Here is a 16,227-nt window from a genome sequence, read left to right on the forward strand (position 1 = left end):
TGCCTTAGAAGTCGGAACGCAAAGTTACGCTTGCAAAACGAGGCGCACCAATGAAGTAGCTTGGATTCGAACCTGCCAATGTTCCCAAAGGCAAGGCACGCGCAGTAAAGCTAGAGCCACTGGGCGAGTTGATGCGTTTGTATTCGGTATTGGCTATGTTGTCGATATTCAAGCGAATTTCAGGTGATTTGAAGAACGCTGTGCCGGGCAATTTGTAACCGGTAGACAAATTCCACACGGTGTAGGCATCCATCGACTGGTCGTTGACCAAAGTAGAGAACGCTTTGCCTGTGTGCTTGGCTGTCAACAGACCGAACAACGGACCTTGTTTGTAGCTCAACGCCAACGCTGCCATGACTTTGGGTGTGTCAGGCATTTGTTTGCCTGCAGTGGCTTCGGTCAATGTGGCGTTGACTTTGATGTCATCTTTCATTTGGCTTTGTGTATAAGTCAATGAGCCGTAGACAGAGAAATTGGGGTTGATTTTTTGACCCAACTCAAGTTCTGCGCCTTTCATGGTCACTTTACCCACGTTGTAATCCAGCGAGGTCAAGCTAACAGGATCCCAAGAGGAGGCAATGCGATCCTTGAAGTTAACCACGAACAAAGAACCTGAGAAAGTGGTGTCTTTGTTTTGTAAGCGATATCCGTAGTCGAAATTGGTGGAAGTTTCGATGCCGACCACAGGATTGCGCATGGTGGCGCCGGTGAGTGAACCATTGACCACTGTGCCGCCTGTTAACAGGTTTGAAAGTACGAAGTTAGAGGGTGCGCGGAAATTCTCAGCAACGTTGAAGAAAATTGAACTTTGTGAGTCTAAGTTTAGTTTGGCGCCCAAGCTTGGCAAGACTTTGCTGTATTTGCGCTTGATTTGGTAATCAAGATCTGCGCGACCTGCACCAAATGTTCCCGCGTTGGCATAGTTGGTGAAGTCGCGGTCAATGGCAGAATTGCGCAAACCCAGTTGCAAAGACATTTTGTCTTGCATCAAAGAAATACTGTCTTGTACGTACAGGGAAGTGCCAGTGCTGATTGTTTTCCAATCGCGTGCTTGATAGGGGTTACCGTCAGTACGCAGCAAATAAGCGGCAGTGTTGTCAAGCCACAAGTTAGATGGGTTTCCAGCATTGTCAAATGTCACGCGAGGGCCTGTTTGGCGATGAACGGCACGCTCTGTCCAGTAGCCAACATTGATGTTGTGATTTGCAATGCGGTAGTTTGCTTTGAAGGTGACACCAGGGCGATTGGTTTCGGTCAAGCTGCTGCCGTAGGTCATCACTCTGTCTAGCGTATCGCCATCGCCATTGATGTCTTTCACGCGGGTGGCCATGGTGCCAGTTCCACCTTCGCTCAGAAGCTGAAGCTGGCTACCGCCGGTGCCGTAGCCATACCAGAAGTAAGGCTCTGCGCTCACGGTCAAGTCCTTATTGACTTTGAACTCGGCTTTGCTTGTGAACAAATAGTTGCGAAATGGGTTGATGTTGAATTTGTAGAAGCCGTCAGCGGGTGATGTTTCAAGTTGAGCGGTTCCAGCAACGGGTGTGAGGTGCTGGGGGGGCACGTTGCTGAAATCAAAGTTGCGTCCGAATTGTGCAATTTGAGCGTTAGTCAACGTACGGATGTTGTTGTTGATGGCATTGTTGTAAAGCAAAGTTGCACTCAAGAAAACATCAGCAGAGGGTCTGACTTCGGCTGCGATATCAATGTGTTCACGGTCTGCGCCACCTGGACCTTTGAATTTGTTGGCAGATGTTTTGGAGTAAGAGACAAATGCTTTAGCACCGCTTGGACCAAACTTGCCAGTGTCTAGCCGTGCATATGTGCGTTGATAGTTCAACTGGCCAAAAGAAATCGCACCACGCATGCCAAATTTGTCGCTGGGTGCGCATGTGACCATGCCCAAGTTGCCACCAGATGCGCCAACATGAGGTGCATCGGTGTCGGTGGAACCTTGTGTTAAAAATACTTCGCACAAGTTTTCAGTGTCTGTGTATTCTTGTGGATAAACCGCAAAGTTGCCTGAGTCGTTCACGGGTGCGCCATTGATGGTGAGACCCATTTGGTCACCAGCAAAGCCGCGAACTCTAATACCGCCGCCAAATAAGCCAGTGGCATCGTAGCTGAAGGTGTTCACGCCTGGCAGCAAGTCAATCGCTTGGAATGCATTGGTTGATGGATTTAGTTTGTCCAAAAAAGCACGGTTCACAGCGCTTCTTGTCTTGGGAGAATCTTCTTGTGCAATCAAGCCGGTATCAGTGGCGCCAGGCTGCCCCTCTACATTGATTTTGCCCACATCGGTGGCTTGCTGAGCCATCAGAAGTGGGGCGGAAAATGCCAAGCTGATTAAAACAGCAAGTCGAGTTGGTTTTAATTTTTTCATAAATACTCCTGAGATAAAAGATCAATTGAGGGGAACAAAATCGAGGGAAACAGTAAATTTGTGCTGAGATTGCGAGGGCCAAGTGCCGTCTGGCCATGGTGCGTAGTTGGTGCGCCTCACAGTCGCCAAGGCTGCGTTGTCCAAAATAATGGAGTTGCTAGACTCTTCGACGGTTGCCTCTACCAAGCTGCCGTTGCGCGCTAGAACAAAAGCAATCTTGACTTTGCCTGCAGGCCTTTGCAAACTGGCTTCTCGGCCTGTTGGGTAGCGTTTGTTGGCGTTCAATGTGCTTCTGACGCTGGCGATGTAATTGTTTTCCAAGCTCAAAGATGCCGATACTTGTGGTGCAACAGGCTTGGGGATTTCTGGAACAGCTTGCGCTGTTGGCGCCAAAGGTGTCACTGTGGCTAAAGGTGCCAATGCTGGTGTAGGGGCAGTTTGCGCAACAGGTGCCGGGGTTTGGGGAAGGGCTGCCCGAGGTGATTCTGCAGGTGCCATCACCTCTTGCTTGATTTCTTGTCGGGGTGTCGGTGTCGGGTTTGGCGCTGGTAAAGTATTTTTTGGCTTTGCTTCTGGACGAACTTCCGGTGGTTTCGGCTTTTCAAAAAGGGGTTCAATCAATGTCGTGGTCAATTCCATGACTTCTTGTGCCACCATCTCAGCAGGACCCTTGAAAGACTGGGCCATAGAAAAAATCAATGCCACCAAGCAAGTAGAAAAAATGGCAGACAGCGTGTGCCGTTCTTGATTGATCGCATCCAAGTTCAGAGTCATTTGCGCTCTCGTGCTGCCAAAGAAACCTTGCCTATTCCAGATTTCTTGATTTCGTCCATCACGTCAACCAAGGTTTGTACTTCTGCGCCCTTGTCGCTGTTGACGATGACTGCAATTTGATCTGCTTGACCAGCTTTATTTTTGACCGCAGTGGTCAGGTTTTCCAGCGCAACATCTTTGCCGTCCACTTGAATAACATTCTCTTTGCCCAAAGTGACAACCACCTGAACATCTGGGGTCTTCAGTTGTTGAACTTGCGACGAATTGGGCTGTTGCGTTTTAATGCCAAGAGAAGGAATAACGTTGACACTGATCAGCACGAAGAAAACCAATAAAAACATCATCACATCGATCATGGGAATGATCTCGATGCGAGCTTTTTTTCTTTGTGTTTGCTGCCATTGGCGCATGAGGCTTCACCGCTGGTTGATCAACGTAGAAGCTTAATTTGGGAGTGTGACAACTGTGTTACCAGTTGTCATGTGTGCCAATTCACAACAACCGAATTCGATTGGTGGTGGGCGATGTCAAGCCAGGATTGGATTGTATGTAGTGAACCAGTGCATCTATGTCTAGCTCTCCCCCTGACACAGTTGGCGCACGGCTAAACTGAAAGAATCCATCGCCCCCACTGGCTAGAAAACTGTTCATTGTGACGTTGTAAGTCTTTGTGAGGTCAACAATCTCGTTTCTGATGCTCATGCTTTGAATGCGCTGCCCCAAGGCTTGCTTTAAGTCGACGACATAACTGAAATTTTGGGATGGAAACAACACCCTAGGCCGTACGAGGTTCACGTACTGGTGTTCAAGTAATTCCTTAATTTGTTGGCCTGTCATTCGCTTAACCACCAGCGTATTGCCAAACGGTTGAATTTTGAATAACTGACCAAAATTCACATTACCACCGCCAGGTTGAATGATCAGATCAGCACGCACACCACCAGGATTCATGAGGGCAAAGTCGGATCGACCCCTATTTTCACCAGCTGTCGAGGCCCATTGCGCATCTGCAATGAGGTTGCCGAGTACCGACTCGCCTGAACGAGTTTGCATGCGTGTCATGGCATTGGGTAAGTGACCAATCACTTTCATGACTTGGACTTCGGATGCCAATCGGTAATCGTTGATGATTTTTTCGACACTGGTTTCTTTGCCATAAAAGGGCAAAGCAGGGCTGGGCTCAATGTTGATGCCTGCGGCATTTTTGAACGCTTCACTTTGAATGACTGCGTTGTGCGCATGTTTATGGGCCACTTTTTTGGTAACAGGATCTATGCCTAACTCAATGTGGGTTAGAAAAGTCCCATATTGACCTGCACTGGTGAGTAAAAATGGCTTGGAAGGGTTGATAAGGCTGTAGTCACAGGCATAGGCACGGTGTGTATGACCTGATACAACCACGTCAAATGCTGGATCTAGTTTGTTCAAAATAGGAACAATGTCGCCAGACAAGCCAGAGCAGCTGGCGTCATTGTGACCACCCTGAACAATGCCGCCTTCATGAACGACCAAGACCAAGGCCGAGACACCTTGTGCTTTCAAGGGCGCTACCAGTGAATTGGCTGTTTCTGCTTCATCTTCAAACCGAAGACCCTTGACGCCCTCGGGGGTTACCATGATTGGTGTTGCTTTGAGTGTCAAGCCAACAAAACCAACTTTGATTTCATGTTTTCCTTGTCGGAAGGTTTTGATACCGAAAGCGGGAAAAAGCGTGGTTTGGTTGGCTTGTTTGACATTTGCAGCCAAAAACTCAAAGTTGGCACCTGGAAAATTGCGATTGATTTGACAAGGTTCTGTGCGAGTGTGTTTCTCACAACCACCATTGCGCATGCGTTGTAATTCGGCAGTACCTCTGTCAAATTCATGATTGCCAACCGCATTGAAATCAATCCCAATTGCATTGACGGCTTCGATGGTGGGTTCGTCTAAAAAGAGGGCGGAAATTAAAGGTGTAGCGCCAATCATGTCACCTGCAGAGACCACTGCGTGAAGTGGATTGCGTTTCTTATAGTGCTGAATAGCTGCTGCCAGATATGCAAGGCCACCCGCTGGCACGTCTTTCAGTTCGCCATTTATTTTTTCTCTTACGCTGATAATGGGTGGTTCAAGGTTTCCGTGCAAATCATTGAAGGCCAAAATACTGATGTTGATTCTTTCATTGGCAACGGTGGGTACTTCGTTCAAGGGTGCACAAGCACTGACCAAGATGGCCAAAACTGCTACGATGCGTGTGAAGTATTGAGAACTCATTGCGCGATTTTCTCCAGCAAGGCTTGCCCCATTTTGATGCGCTGGCCAGTGGCAATGCCTTCCGCCAATTTGTAGCCCTTGGGTAAAAATACCAAAATAGTGGAGCCATGTTGGAACCAACCTAATTCTTGCCCTTTGTAGGTTTGAATGGCGCATGGAATTTCATTGGGGCCGATGTAGTCAACATGGAAAAGCAAATTCACAGCATGCAATTGAAGGCTCGCAACCAAAATAGCAGCCACAGGCACCATGATCATAGGGGTGCCATCGTCTAATTTGAAATTGAGAACGGCTCTTTCGTTTTTACAAAATAGTTGTTCTACGCGTTTTAAAGCAATGGGATTGACGTTCCAAGTGTCTCCCGCAATGTGAGTGACATGTGTGAGGGTTGCATCGGCTGGTGCATGAAAGCGGTGATACATGCTGGATGTCAATCTGAGCGTGACGTAGGTCCCATTTTTGAGCGATTCAACCAATTCACCTGTGCGTGGCGTGAAGCCCATCAAACTTGTGAGACTGTAAGGAAATCCTTTTGCTTGAAAAACTTGGGTATGGTCAATATTGCCGCATTCACCCACAATGGCATCACAAGGGCTGCTCAGAATATGTGTTCGCATGTCAATCGAGCGTGCTCCAGGCTTGAGTTCCCGAATGAAACAGTCGTGCATGCTGTCAAATTTTGTCTTACGTGCTTCACTCAGATCTAGGTCGGAAAAGAGTTTCCAAACTCCAATCGAGAGATCCCGAATGATGGGGTTCTTGATCTGACTCCACCATCCAATGAAGCGTGTCAAAGTAATTCGAGGAATTCGATTGGTTAACAAAAAGTTCAAGTCCTCTTGTGTGGTGATTCTTTGAATTAATTGTTTCATTTTCATTTTCCTGTCACGAATTTTCAATAAAAAGGTGTCTCCACTCACTCATCTTCGGGTTCAACGTGTCTGTTCAGCTAGCATTGTCTCTTGGTGCCCTTGCCATTTCAATTCCCTACGTTAAACGCAGATTGGAACTGTCGCGTGCCAAACATCCCTCATTGACTGGTCATTCCAGAATGGCTAAACGAGTTGTCTCGTTTCTGCCTGGTTACGAATTTAACGAAGATCAATTCTTTTCATGCGATGGTGCACCTGAATCAGTTGTGAGCACCAGACGCGCAGCTTTTTATCAATTGGCAAATGAGTTGCAAACACGCCATGCCAAAAGCATTGAAATGACAGCGCAAGCACGAGAAATCATTTCTGATTTGCAATTCACAGGCGCTTATCGCGTTCCTTTCCAATTCAGTCCCTTGGTTCGCCAACACTTGAAAGTTGGTGCATTTATACAATCAGCAGATGGCGTATTTGTGACAGACCAGGACGGTCAAAAGTTTTATGACCTAACCGGTTCATATGGTGTCAATGTTTTTGGTGCAGACTTTTACAAAGCTTGCATGAAGGAAGGCTCTGAAAGAGTGCAAGATGTCGGCGCAACACTGGGTGCCTACCATCCGTGTGTAGCCTACAACGTCAAAAGACTCAAAGAAATTTCTGGACTAGACCAAGTCTCGTTCCACATGTCTGGCACAGAAGCTGTCATGCAAGCGGTTCGATTGGCCAGATACCACACGGGTCGGAAAAATTTGGTCCGTTTTTGTGGTGCTTACCATGGTTGGTGGGAGGATGTTCAGCCTGGTCCCGGAAACCCGATGCCGCCTCGCGAGACATACACATTGCGTGACATGCATGAAAACTCCCTGAAAGTGCTGCGAACAAGGAAGGACATTGCTTGCGTTCTCATTAATCCTTTACAAGCGCTTCATTTAAACCAAGGAGCGCCTGGTGATTCCTCGCTGGTCGACAGCAGTCGCAAAGCTTCCTATGACAAAGCGGCCTACACCGACTGGTTGAAAAAAATTCGACAAGTCTGTACAGAACGAAAAATTGTGCTCATTTTTGATGAGGTGTTTTTGGGTTTCAGGCTGGCAAAAGGCGGCGCCCAAGAGTATTTTGGGGTGAAGGCAGACATGGTGACCTATGGCAAAACATTGGGCGGTGGTTACCCAGTTGGAGTGGTGTGCGGCAGAGCAGACTTGATGAAGCGATACAGATCTGAAAGACCCGCAGACATTTGTTTTGCCAGAGGTACTTTCAACGCCCATCCTCATGTGATGGGCGCCATGTCAGTTTTCTTGGAAAAAATTGAACGGCCAGAGTTTTCGAACGTCTACACTGACCTTGATCAGACTTGGAATTTGAGGCGAGAAAAGTTCAACCAAGTGATGATCGACAAGGGGTTGCCTTTGCGGGCGGCCAACATGTCCAGTGTATGGAGTTTGTATTACACCGATACAAGTCGATACAACTGGATGCTTCAGTATTATTTGCGCTCACAGGGATTGGCCTTGAGTTGGGTGGGCACTGGCCGTTTGATTTTTAGCTTGAATTACAGTGATGCAGAATTTGAAGAGGTCTTGAAACGATTTGTCGCAGCTTGCGAAGTCATGAAATCAGCGCATTGGTTTTGGGCACCTGAGGGTTTGACCAACAAACTTATTCGCAGAAGTATTTTGAAAGAGATGTTCTTTAAGAAATCTCCCTCTGCTTGAGGCTTTTTATTTTAATCATCGGATAGGCTTGCAACACATAGCCTGGGCACTCATATCTTTGAATATCTTCATTCGAAATTGGAAATGCACCGCAATTTGAAAATTTTCGAAACAGGGAGTTGTAGACCCCACATTGAAACTTTCCGTCTTCGATGGGTTCTAGAAAAAAGCATTGTTGATTGAGACAACAATTCCCACATTGGGTGCAAGAGCCTGTTATTTGATTGCTCTGATTCAAGCGAGTCTTGTATAGCGATTCAATGTATCTTTTCACTGGACCCTTTGAAAGTGCGCTGTGATGTGTGCGTAATTTTTTAAGAGAATCTTTGTAATTGATCACAAACTTTGATTTCAAAAAAATGATGCCCATGACAAGTGGCATGACCCAAATCAAACGAGACACTATCAATAGAATGAATTGAGTCAGGTATTTAACTTGTGTTTCATTCATGGTGGGTCGTTGATTAGATGGATGGATTTGTGTCAGTATCTCTGCACTTATACCGTTGAGTTGTGAAGCTAGGATGACGCTCTTTAGAGAATTCATAGGCTTGTCATCAAAGGTATAAATAATGTCACCTGTCTCAATCAACTCAGGTGACTACAGTGAAAAATACCCAAGCTCGTCGTGACTTTCTTATCAAGGTAAGCTCTATTTCAGCCGCGCTTGCTGCCGGTGGAATGCTCAGTGCATGCGGAAGCAACGACACCGTCATGGTGAACTTTGACTATGGCGTTGCCAGTGGCGATCCATTGAGCGACAAAGTCATTTTATGGACGCATGCGAAATATCAAGGCTTAACAGATCCTGTCAATTTGACCTGGCAAGTTGCTTCCGATATTGAATTTTCAAAAATCATTTCATCTGGCGTTGCTCAAGCTAGCATCGATTCCGATTACACCTGTAAGGTTGATGCCACAGGCCTTTTGCCAAATCAAAGTTATTTCTATCGTTTTCAAGCAGGACGGCATACCTCGCCCATTGGCAAGACAAAAACATTGCCAGTGGGCTCTGTGAGTGAAGTCAAACTGGCTGTGATGTCTTGCTCAAATTATCCAGCTGGATTTTTTAATGTGTATGCTGAGGTTGCGCGCTCTGATGCAGATGTGGCTGTCCATTTGGGTGATTACATTTATGAATATGCATCAACCGGCTATGCATCGGAAAAAGCAGCAAGCTTGGGACGTACTTCGGTACCAGCCAATGAAATTCTGTCTCTGAGCGACTATCGCTTGCGCCATGCTCAATACAAATCAGATGCTGATTCAAAGCAGCTGCATGCCAGTAAACCCCTCATTGCTGTTTGGGATGATCATGAATTTACCAATGATGCATACAAAGATGGGGCAGAAAATCACACCCCTGAAACAGAAGGTAGCTACACAGCCCGTAAAGCAGTCGCAATGCAGGCTTATCACGAATGGATGCCAATTCGCACTGGGTCTGACAAAGCCAAAATTTACAGAAGCTTTAACTTTGGAAGTTTGCTAAGTTTGCACATGCTTGATACTCGAACCATTGGTCGAGAAAAGCAAATTGAAATCACAGACTTGATTAACCCTGCCAAGCAAGCTGCGGCTGTAGCGGCTATGTCTTCGCCAACAAGACAACTTCTGGGCACAGAGCAAGTGCAGTGGTTGCAGACTCAAATGGCAACTTCCACGGCCACATGGCAGGTTTTGGGTCAACAAGTTTTGATGGCACGCATGGAGTTTCCAGTCAGCATACTTCAGGCACTCAATTCTTCAGATACCAGCCCGCAGGCACTTGCTGCTGGTCAGAAAGCAATTACCGATTACTTGACAGCCAAGACCAAGAAGTCACTTTCAATCCCGCTCACAGATGCTGAAACTGCATTACTGAACCAGCCAAAATTGGGATACAACTTGGATGCTTGGGATGGCTACCCAGCTGCTCGCGAAATCTTATTGTCAACCGCTGCGCAATTGAAAAAGCGTTTGGTTGTACTTGCAGGCGATACCCACAATGCATGGCACAGCAACTTGACCTTGTTGTCCGGTCAAAAAGTGGGTGAAGAATTTGCAACATCCAGTGTCAGCTCGCCTGGCTTGGAAGCTTATTTGGCCTTGCCTACCGCTCAAGTCAAATCAATATTTGAAGGCGTTGTGAATGATTTGAAATGGATGGATTCAGCTAGACGGGGTTACTTGAAATTAACTGTCACCCCCGCACAGGTTCAAGGTGAGTGGTTCTTCATCGATACCATTTCAAGCAGAACATACAAGGTAGATACACCAGCAGCTTCTGAAAAGCGAATCTATAGCGCTTGATTGAAAAAGATCAGCCAACTATTTGGATGTAAAAAAACCCGCTCATTACTGAGCGGGTTTTTTCATGGGCCTCAAAAGATTTCAGTGATACATCTGTTTGGGGTTGGTGTCGATCAGCTCACCCCTCATCAAGTACAAAGGTGCTTTGTGATACAAAATGATGTCGTGGAAAGGGTCAGTGATGATTTTTGTCATCCATACCAACCCTGTTTGTACATCTTTCAAAAAGAAAAGATGAATGGTGCGGAAGAGTAAACCACCAAAGCCCAAGATAAGCCATGAAGCGCCTACTTGGCGAACCCATTCTGTCAATGTTTCCCATGGCTCAATGATGCCAAACAGACCGGGTTGGACGTAAAGTGCCATTGGCAGAATAGCCCAAATGCTAAGCAACACTATTTTGCGATTCAAGTTGTAACCCACTTTAATTTCTTCTTTGTATTCGTGGGTTGCTTGATTGACTTCGTCGTAACCCAGGGGTTCAAAAAAGAAGTGACCAGATTGGCGAGTTGTCATGGAAATGAGCCATGCGATGAGTGCCGATATAACTGGGTCTATGAGCAAGAATGCATACGCAATTACAAAACTGATGGCACTGATGAGGTGCAAGGTTTGATTGATACGGCTATGGTGGTAATAGCGGTGGTCATCAAATCGCTGAATTCTCAAGGCTTCAAAAAATGTAGTCACAAAGTCTCCTGGTGGCAAATTTGAGGCAGCACGAATTGTGCATAGACTGATCATTGTTGAAAACGATGAAATTTCAATGACAAGTTTCATTTGTCATTGAAATTTCATCAAACATTTTTTATTCATCTTATTGTCATCAATTTGAAAAATCCAGCTACGAAAATATCCAGATGGATAATTCAGTTGAACTTCCCATTGTGCTAGAAGACTACCCAGCAAGTCGTCCCTCATTGCGAATTGCGGTAGTGACAGAAACATGGCCACCAGAGGTTAACGGCGTTGCGGTAACTTTGGCTAAACTGGTACAAGGCTTAAGCCATCGCAATCATGATGTTCAACTGATACGACCTCGTCAAACCAAGACCGATGGTCAATTGAACGATACCAATCTCGAGGAAGTCTTGATGCGTGGGATGCCCATACCGCGCTATCCCGAACTAAAGCTAGGTTTACCAAGTAAAAAAACATTGGTGAAAACATGGACTCTGCGCCGTCCAGATTTGGTTCACATTGCAACGGAAGGCCCCTTGGGATGGTCTGCACTTCAAGCCGCAAAGGTATTGAAATTGCCTGTAACTTCCGACTTCCGGACCAACTTTCAAAGTTATTCCAAACACTACGGTGTAGGGTGGCTTCGAAAGCCAATCGTTGCCTATTTGCGTAAATTTCACAACGCAACTGCATGCACCATGGTTCCCACCAATGAACTAAAGCGCACTCTCAGTGAGAACGGGTTTGTCAATTTGAAAGTCGTGTCTCGCGGTGTCGATACCAAGCTGTTTAATATTGGCCGTCGTAGTTCGCAGCTTCGCCATTCTTGGGGTGCTGATGAGCATACCAAGGTGCTGATCTCAGTAGGTAGGATGGCGCCAGAAAAAAACTTAGAGCAAGTACTTCGAACTTATGAGTCTTTGCGCTTAATAGATACGCAACTGAAGTTGGTCATGGTGGGCGATGGTCCACTTCGGGAACAATTTCAACAAAGGCACCCTAACATTATTTTTCCTGGAATGTTGTCTCAAACAGAATTGGCGGCTTACTACGCAAGTTCTGATTTGTTTGTCTTTCCAAGTCAAACAGAAACATTTGGCAATGTGACTTTAGAGGCCCTTGCTAGCGGCATTCCTGTGTTGGCATTCGATTGCGCTGCGGCTCGAGATTGGGTTCAACATGGCATCAATGGATGGCTGGTGCCTGAAAACAATTCAGATGGATTTGTAGACCAAGCTGTTGCGATTTTTAAGACGCCTAATTTGCTAGAACAAGTCACTTTCAGTACGCGTCAGCAAGTTGTCCACTTGGACTGGGATCAAATTGCTGAACAAGTGGAATCGGTTTTTTGGGATGCCATTCGCATGAAATAAAGTATGCCAAGTGTCATGACCGCACCCATGAACGTCATGATCCATTGCAAGGGAAATTCAAAGGCCAACAAACCACTGTAAATTCCCAGCATGATCATCACACTGGCATTCTCATTAAAGCCTTGCACCGCTATGGAGCGTCCTGCTGTTAGAAGTTTGTAGCCTCTGTTTTGCAACAGTGCATTCATGGGAACCATCAGCATTCCGCCTGCAAACCCGGTTAAGAGCATGAGTGGAATGGCTATCCAAAGTGATGACGAAAAAACCAAGGCGGGCAAAGAAATTCCCAGCCATAAGCCCAACGGCAAAACTTTGAACGCATGATGCAGCGCAACCTTATAGCCGGCCATGGCTGCGCCAAAAATAACACCTATGGCGACCACGGCTTGAAGCAGGCTGGCCTGTTCCAGGGGTATATCTAGAGCCTCTTTGGCCCATACTAAAACTGCAAATTGAACAACCGCACCGATTCCCCAAAAGAGTGTGGTAACAGCCAAGGACAGTTGGCCGACAGGGTCAGTCCAAAGAATGCGGTTGCTTTGGTAAAAATTGTGAAACAGTGCTATGGGCTTCATGCTTTGCTGAACATACTTGATGTCAACATGTGGAATTCCAAAGTTCAGAAGTGCTGCTGCAATGTAGATCACAATCAAAGATAGAAGTGGGCCAGCATATTGTGTTTCTAATGAAAGCTGGAAAAATTCAATGAATCCCTGGTTGAGTAAAACCATGAACTCAAAATTTTTCACAGCTACAAGCAAGCCGCCGCAAACGGTGCCCAAAATGACCGACATGACCACGGTCACTTCTAACCAAGCATTGGCCTTGACCAATTGTTCAGCAGGTACGGTCTCGGTCATCAAACCATATTTGGCGGGGGCATAAGCAGACGCAGCCATGCCCACGATGGCAAATGCCAACATGGGATGAAAGCTGGTAAAGACGAATGCCACGCCCACCACTTTGAGGGCATTCATGAAGGCCATCAGTTTGGCTTTGGCAAAGGCATCTGCCAAAGGCCCCATCAGCGGCGCCAATAGAACATAAGATAGAGTGAATGAAAACTTCAGAAGAGGTGCCCACCAGCCTGGGTATCCTTGCTCACTGAGAAACGCAATGCCTAAAATTAGAAAGGCATTGTCTGCCAGACCTGACGCAAATTGAGCGCTGATCAGGTAAAAGAAACCCTTGGGCATGGCTGCCTTATGTCGATGTTTCCTCTAGTTTTCTCAAATGACGGCCTGCCTTGAAGTTCAGCGCAAGTTGATTGCGACGGCCAATTCCTTGATAGGCAATGCCCAGTTCCTCAAGCATATGTGGATCATACAAATTTCGGCCGTCTAAAATGAACGCTTGGTTCATGCATGCTTTGAGTGCCTCAAAATCGGGATGATGGAAGGTTTTCCATTCAGTCACCACCAACAGGGCGTCTGCTTGTTGGGCAGCCTCATAGGCAGACTCAGCCATGTTAAAACGGCTCATGACATCTTTGTTTTTGGTGTCAAGAGCAACAGCCTCTGAACCTTCTTTGGAAACGAGAGGATCAAAGGCGCTAACGTGTGCACCACGCTTGAGGAGTTCTTGAATGATGACTCGGCTAGGGGCCTCACGCATGTCATCGGTGTTTGGCTTGAATGCCAAGCCCCATACTGCAAATTTCAAACCACTGAAATCTTCACCAAAATGCTGAACCAAACGTGAAACCAGCAAGGTTTTTTGTTGATCATTGACATTCTCAACAGCAGTAACCACTTTCATCTGGCTGCCACAGTCTAAGGCTGTTTGAATCAAGGCGCGCGTATCCTTGGGAAAACAGCTACCGCCATAACCAGTTCCGGCGTACAAGAAGTCATGCCCAATTCGCTGGTCTGCCCCTATGCCTCGTCGAATGCTGTCGATGTCAGCACCCAATAAATCAGAAAGATTGGCTATTTCATTCATGAATGAAATGCGAGTGGCCAACATGGCATTGGCTGCATACTTGGTTAGTTCGGCACTGCGAACACCCATCCAGATGGTGCGCGCATGGTGTCTGTTGAAGCTGGAATACAGAAGCTCCATTTTTTGATGCACGGTTTTGTAATTGGGGCTGTCATCCAAGCCAATCACAATCCGATCGGGGTGCATAAAGTCCTTAATTGCAGCACCTTCTTTCAAGAATTCTGGATTGGAAATCACTTCAAAAAGAGAGTCGCTGATGCCGCGCTTGTCCAATTCGTCTTGAAGGCACTTTTGAACACGGTAAGCTGTACCTACTGGCACGGTGGACTTGTTCACAATGACTTTGAATTTCTTCAAATGGCGGCCAATTTGGCTGGCAACTGCCAACACATGCTGTAGATCAGCTGAGCCATCTTCTTGCGATGGAGTGCCAACTGCAATGAAAATGACTTCACCATGTTCAACAGCTTGTGCCATGTCGGTGGTGAAGTGAATGCGCCCTTCAGCCCTGTTTCTGGCCATGAGTTCTTGCAGGCCAGGTTCATAGATGGGCAAGCCAGCCGCATTCAGTGTTGCAACCTTCTTTGCATCGTTGTCGATGCAAATAACTTGGTGACCTAGGTCAGCCAAGCACCCGCCCGTAACCAATCCTACATAGCCGGCGCCAACAATTGAAACTTTCATGGTGATCTCCTAGGTTTGGTTGATTTTGGAGATCAAAGATTTCTTTGTTGTGACCAATTCATGTATTTTTCGTGACGAAAATCTTCGTCACGGATGGCCAACATTGGCTCAAACGGGATTCCATTTTTCTAGCCATTGAACCATTTCAGACAAGCCATCACTCAAACTTGTATGCGGCCATTCGCCAATCATTTTTCTCAATTTGTCATCACTGGCGCAAGTCAGTGGCACATCTGAAACTTGCATGGGCAAAAGTTCAATCGTGGGCTTGATATTCATACAGTCGGCCAGTGTCTGTACAAAATCATTCACTTGTACCGGATTTGAATGCCCAATATTGACCACATCTGCTTGGGTTTGGCTAATTCCGTTCTGAATCAATCGCGCAATAGCAAAAACCGTGTCACCGATGTAGGTAAAGTCGCGTTTCAATACGCCTTCACCAAACAACTGAATCGCTTGTTGGCTGCGCATTTTTTTGGCAAACAAAAAGGGCGCCATGTCCAATCGGCCCCAGGGACCATAGACTGTGAAAAATCTCAGTCCCAAGGAGGCTGTTCGATACTGTGCAAAATAGGCTTTTGCCATCTGCTCATTGGCAATTTTGGTGGCGGCATAAAATGATTCAGGCGCATCGCATCGATCTGTTTCACGAAAGGGTGCTTCTGATCGAACACCGTACACACTTGACGAGCTTGCGTACAAAAATTGCTGAATGCCATGCGTTTTGCAAGCGTCAATTACATTGGCAAACCCATTCAAATTCGATTTAACAAAATCCATGGGCGCTTTGACTGAATGCCTAACGCCGGCTTGAGCTGCCAAATGAACGACCACATCAGGGTGAGCTTTTTGGAAGAGCTTGCTCACTTGAGAATGGTCTGATATGTCAACCGAATGGTATTCAATGCCATTTCGATTTAGAAAATGTGCAATGCGATCAAATCTCAGACGCTGAAGAGTTAGGTGATGTGTGTCGCCAACATCAAAAAATTGGTTTCGAAAATTGTAAATATCACATCCGACAACTTCGAAGCCAAGTTCCGTCAAGTGCTCTGCGAGTTTGGATCCAATAAATCCTGCTGCACCAGTGATCAGAACTTTTCTTTTCATCAAGGTGAATTTAGACAAGTTTCATGACATTGTCATGAAACTTGGTTGAAATATTCACATGCAGAAAGCCTTGTGCTTCATGCTTTCCAAATTATGAGTACTTCTGCAACACACGTCGTTTCTTCTAAACGAATACTCCTTTCTGTTGGAGT

Annotated in this window: 13 protein-coding genes; 3 read left to right on the forward strand and 10 right to left on the reverse strand. The window is 46.4% G+C overall.

Features of this window, described 5'->3' with window-relative positions; all coding sequences use genetic code 11:
• Positions 1 to 4 precede the first annotated feature (4 nt).
• The 5 genes from B9Z32_RS05120 to asd all read right to left on the reverse strand — a co-directional run bounded on the left by B9Z32_RS05120 (position 5) and on the right by asd (position 6,276).
• Positions 5 to 2,380 (reverse strand): TonB-dependent receptor, encoded by a 2,376-nt coding sequence (locus B9Z32_RS05120; protein ID WP_108420226.1) that lies wholly within the window; start codon positions 2,378 to 2,380, stop codon positions 5 to 7.
• A 21-nt stretch (positions 2,381 to 2,401) separates the two neighbouring features.
• On the reverse strand, positions 2,402 to 3,154 hold the full coding sequence (locus tag B9Z32_RS05125) for a TonB family protein (RefSeq protein WP_108420227.1): 753 nt from the start codon (positions 3,152 to 3,154) through the stop codon (positions 2,402 to 2,404).
• Positions 3,151 to 3,564 carry a biopolymer transporter ExbD gene (locus B9Z32_RS05130; protein WP_108420228.1) on the reverse strand — a complete coding sequence of 138 codons (414 nt, stop codon included), beginning with the start codon at positions 3,562 to 3,564 and terminating at the stop codon, positions 3,151 to 3,153. The genes B9Z32_RS05125 and B9Z32_RS05130 overlap by 4 nt, the downstream gene beginning before the upstream one ends.
• An 82-nt stretch (positions 3,565 to 3,646) precedes the next feature.
• Entirely contained in the window at positions 3,647 to 5,404 is a 1,758-nt protein-coding gene (locus tag B9Z32_RS05135) for a bifunctional UDP-sugar hydrolase/5'-nucleotidase (RefSeq protein WP_108420229.1), read from the reverse strand.
• On the reverse strand, positions 5,401 to 6,276 hold the full coding sequence (gene asd, locus B9Z32_RS05140; RefSeq protein ID WP_233248090.1) for an archaetidylserine decarboxylase: 876 nt from the start codon (positions 6,274 to 6,276) through the stop codon (positions 5,401 to 5,403). Before asd ends, B9Z32_RS05135 begins: the two co-directional genes overlap by 4 nt.
• A 179-nt stretch (positions 6,277 to 6,455) precedes the next feature.
• Here asd and B9Z32_RS05145 point away from each other — a divergent pair, with 179 nt between their 5' ends.
• Positions 6,456 to 7,991, forward strand: a complete 1,536-nt coding sequence (locus tag B9Z32_RS05145) for an aminotransferase class III-fold pyridoxal phosphate-dependent enzyme (RefSeq protein ID WP_108421013.1) — start codon at positions 6,456 to 6,458, stop codon at positions 7,989 to 7,991.
• On the opposite strand, the gene B9Z32_RS05150 is transcribed toward B9Z32_RS05145, so the two are convergent.
• Positions 7,969 to 8,442, reverse strand: coding sequence for a hypothetical protein (locus B9Z32_RS05150; RefSeq protein WP_146179453.1), 474 nt, complete (start codon positions 8,440 to 8,442; stop codon positions 7,969 to 7,971). The genes B9Z32_RS05145 and B9Z32_RS05150 overlap by 23 nt on opposite strands.
• A gap of 155 nt (positions 8,443 to 8,597) precedes the next feature.
• Here B9Z32_RS05150 and B9Z32_RS05155 point away from each other — a divergent pair, with 155 nt between their 5' ends.
• Positions 8,598 to 10,283: an alkaline phosphatase gene (locus B9Z32_RS05155; protein ID WP_146179454.1), complete on the forward strand. Its 1,686-nt coding sequence runs from the start codon at positions 8,598 to 8,600 to the stop codon at positions 10,281 to 10,283.
• An 81-nt stretch (positions 10,284 to 10,364) separates the two neighbouring features.
• On the opposite strand, the gene B9Z32_RS05160 is transcribed toward B9Z32_RS05155, so the two are convergent.
• On the reverse strand, positions 10,365 to 10,973 hold the full coding sequence (locus B9Z32_RS05160; RefSeq protein ID WP_108421014.1) for a hypothetical protein: 609 nt from the start codon (positions 10,971 to 10,973) through the stop codon (positions 10,365 to 10,367).
• Between the two features lie 170 nt (positions 10,974 to 11,143).
• Here B9Z32_RS05160 and B9Z32_RS05165 point away from each other — a divergent pair, with 170 nt between their 5' ends.
• Entirely contained in the window at positions 11,144 to 12,337 is a 1,194-nt protein-coding gene (locus tag B9Z32_RS05165; protein WP_108420233.1) for a glycosyltransferase family 1 protein, read from the forward strand.
• Here the strand turns inward: B9Z32_RS05165 and lplT are convergent.
• From lplT to B9Z32_RS05180, 3 genes are all read right to left on the reverse strand, one after another.
• Positions 12,283 to 13,533 (reverse strand): lysophospholipid transporter LplT, encoded by a 1,251-nt coding sequence (gene lplT, locus B9Z32_RS05170; protein WP_108420234.1) that lies wholly within the window; start codon positions 13,531 to 13,533, stop codon positions 12,283 to 12,285. The two genes, B9Z32_RS05165 and lplT, sit on opposite strands and share 55 nt — an antisense overlap.
• A 7-nt stretch (positions 13,534 to 13,540) precedes the next feature.
• The gene (locus B9Z32_RS05175) at positions 13,541 to 14,962 is read right to left on the reverse strand and encodes a UDP-glucose/GDP-mannose dehydrogenase family protein (protein ID WP_108420235.1); all 1,422 of its coding nucleotides are present in this window, start codon (positions 14,960 to 14,962) and stop codon (positions 13,541 to 13,543) included.
• Positions 14,963 to 15,070: 108 nt separating this feature from the next.
• On the reverse strand, positions 15,071 to 16,075 hold the full coding sequence (locus B9Z32_RS05180) for an NAD-dependent epimerase/dehydratase family protein (RefSeq protein ID WP_108421015.1): 1,005 nt from the start codon (positions 16,073 to 16,075) through the stop codon (positions 15,071 to 15,073).
• Positions 16,076 to 16,227 lie beyond the last annotated feature (152 nt).

This window comes from Limnohabitans sp. MMS-10A-178 (assembly GCF_003063375.1).
Classification (GTDB): domain Bacteria; phylum Pseudomonadota; class Gammaproteobacteria; order Burkholderiales; family Burkholderiaceae_C; genus Limnohabitans_A.

What these genes read in the sequence shown, in the direction of transcription:
- asd (WP_233248090.1), bottom strand. Translation starts at nt 6,276, where the DNA reads ATGAAACAATTAATTCAAAGAATCACCACACAAGAGGACTTGAACTTT.
- B9Z32_RS05165 (WP_108420233.1), top strand. Translation starts at nt 11,144, where the DNA reads ATGGATAATTCAGTTGAACTTCCCATTGTGCTAGAAGACTACCCAGCA.
- B9Z32_RS05180 (WP_108421015.1), bottom strand. Translation starts at nt 16,075, where the DNA reads ATGAAAAGAAAAGTTCTGATCACTGGTGCAGCAGGATTTATTGGATCC.
- B9Z32_RS05145 (WP_108421013.1), top strand. Translation starts at nt 6,456, where the DNA reads ATGGCTAAACGAGTTGTCTCGTTTCTGCCTGGTTACGAATTTAACGAA.
- lplT (WP_108420234.1), bottom strand. Translation starts at nt 13,533, where the DNA reads ATGCCCAAGGGTTTCTTTTACCTGATCAGCGCTCAATTTGCGTCAGGT.
- B9Z32_RS05175 (WP_108420235.1), bottom strand. Translation starts at nt 14,962, where the DNA reads ATGAAAGTTTCAATTGTTGGCGCCGGCTATGTAGGATTGGTTACGGGC.
- B9Z32_RS05125 (WP_108420227.1), bottom strand. Translation starts at nt 3,154, where the DNA reads ATGACTCTGAACTTGGATGCGATCAATCAAGAACGGCACACGCTGTCT.
- B9Z32_RS05130 (WP_108420228.1), bottom strand. Translation starts at nt 3,564, where the DNA reads ATGCGCCAATGGCAGCAAACACAAAGAAAAAAAGCTCGCATCGAGATC.
- B9Z32_RS05150 (WP_146179453.1), bottom strand. Translation starts at nt 8,442, where the DNA reads ATGAATGAAACACAAGTTAAATACCTGACTCAATTCATTCTATTGATA.
- B9Z32_RS05120 (WP_108420226.1), bottom strand. Translation starts at nt 2,380, where the DNA reads ATGAAAAAATTAAAACCAACTCGACTTGCTGTTTTAATCAGCTTGGCA.
- B9Z32_RS05135 (WP_108420229.1), bottom strand. Translation starts at nt 5,404, where the DNA reads ATGAGTTCTCAATACTTCACACGCATCGTAGCAGTTTTGGCCATCTTG.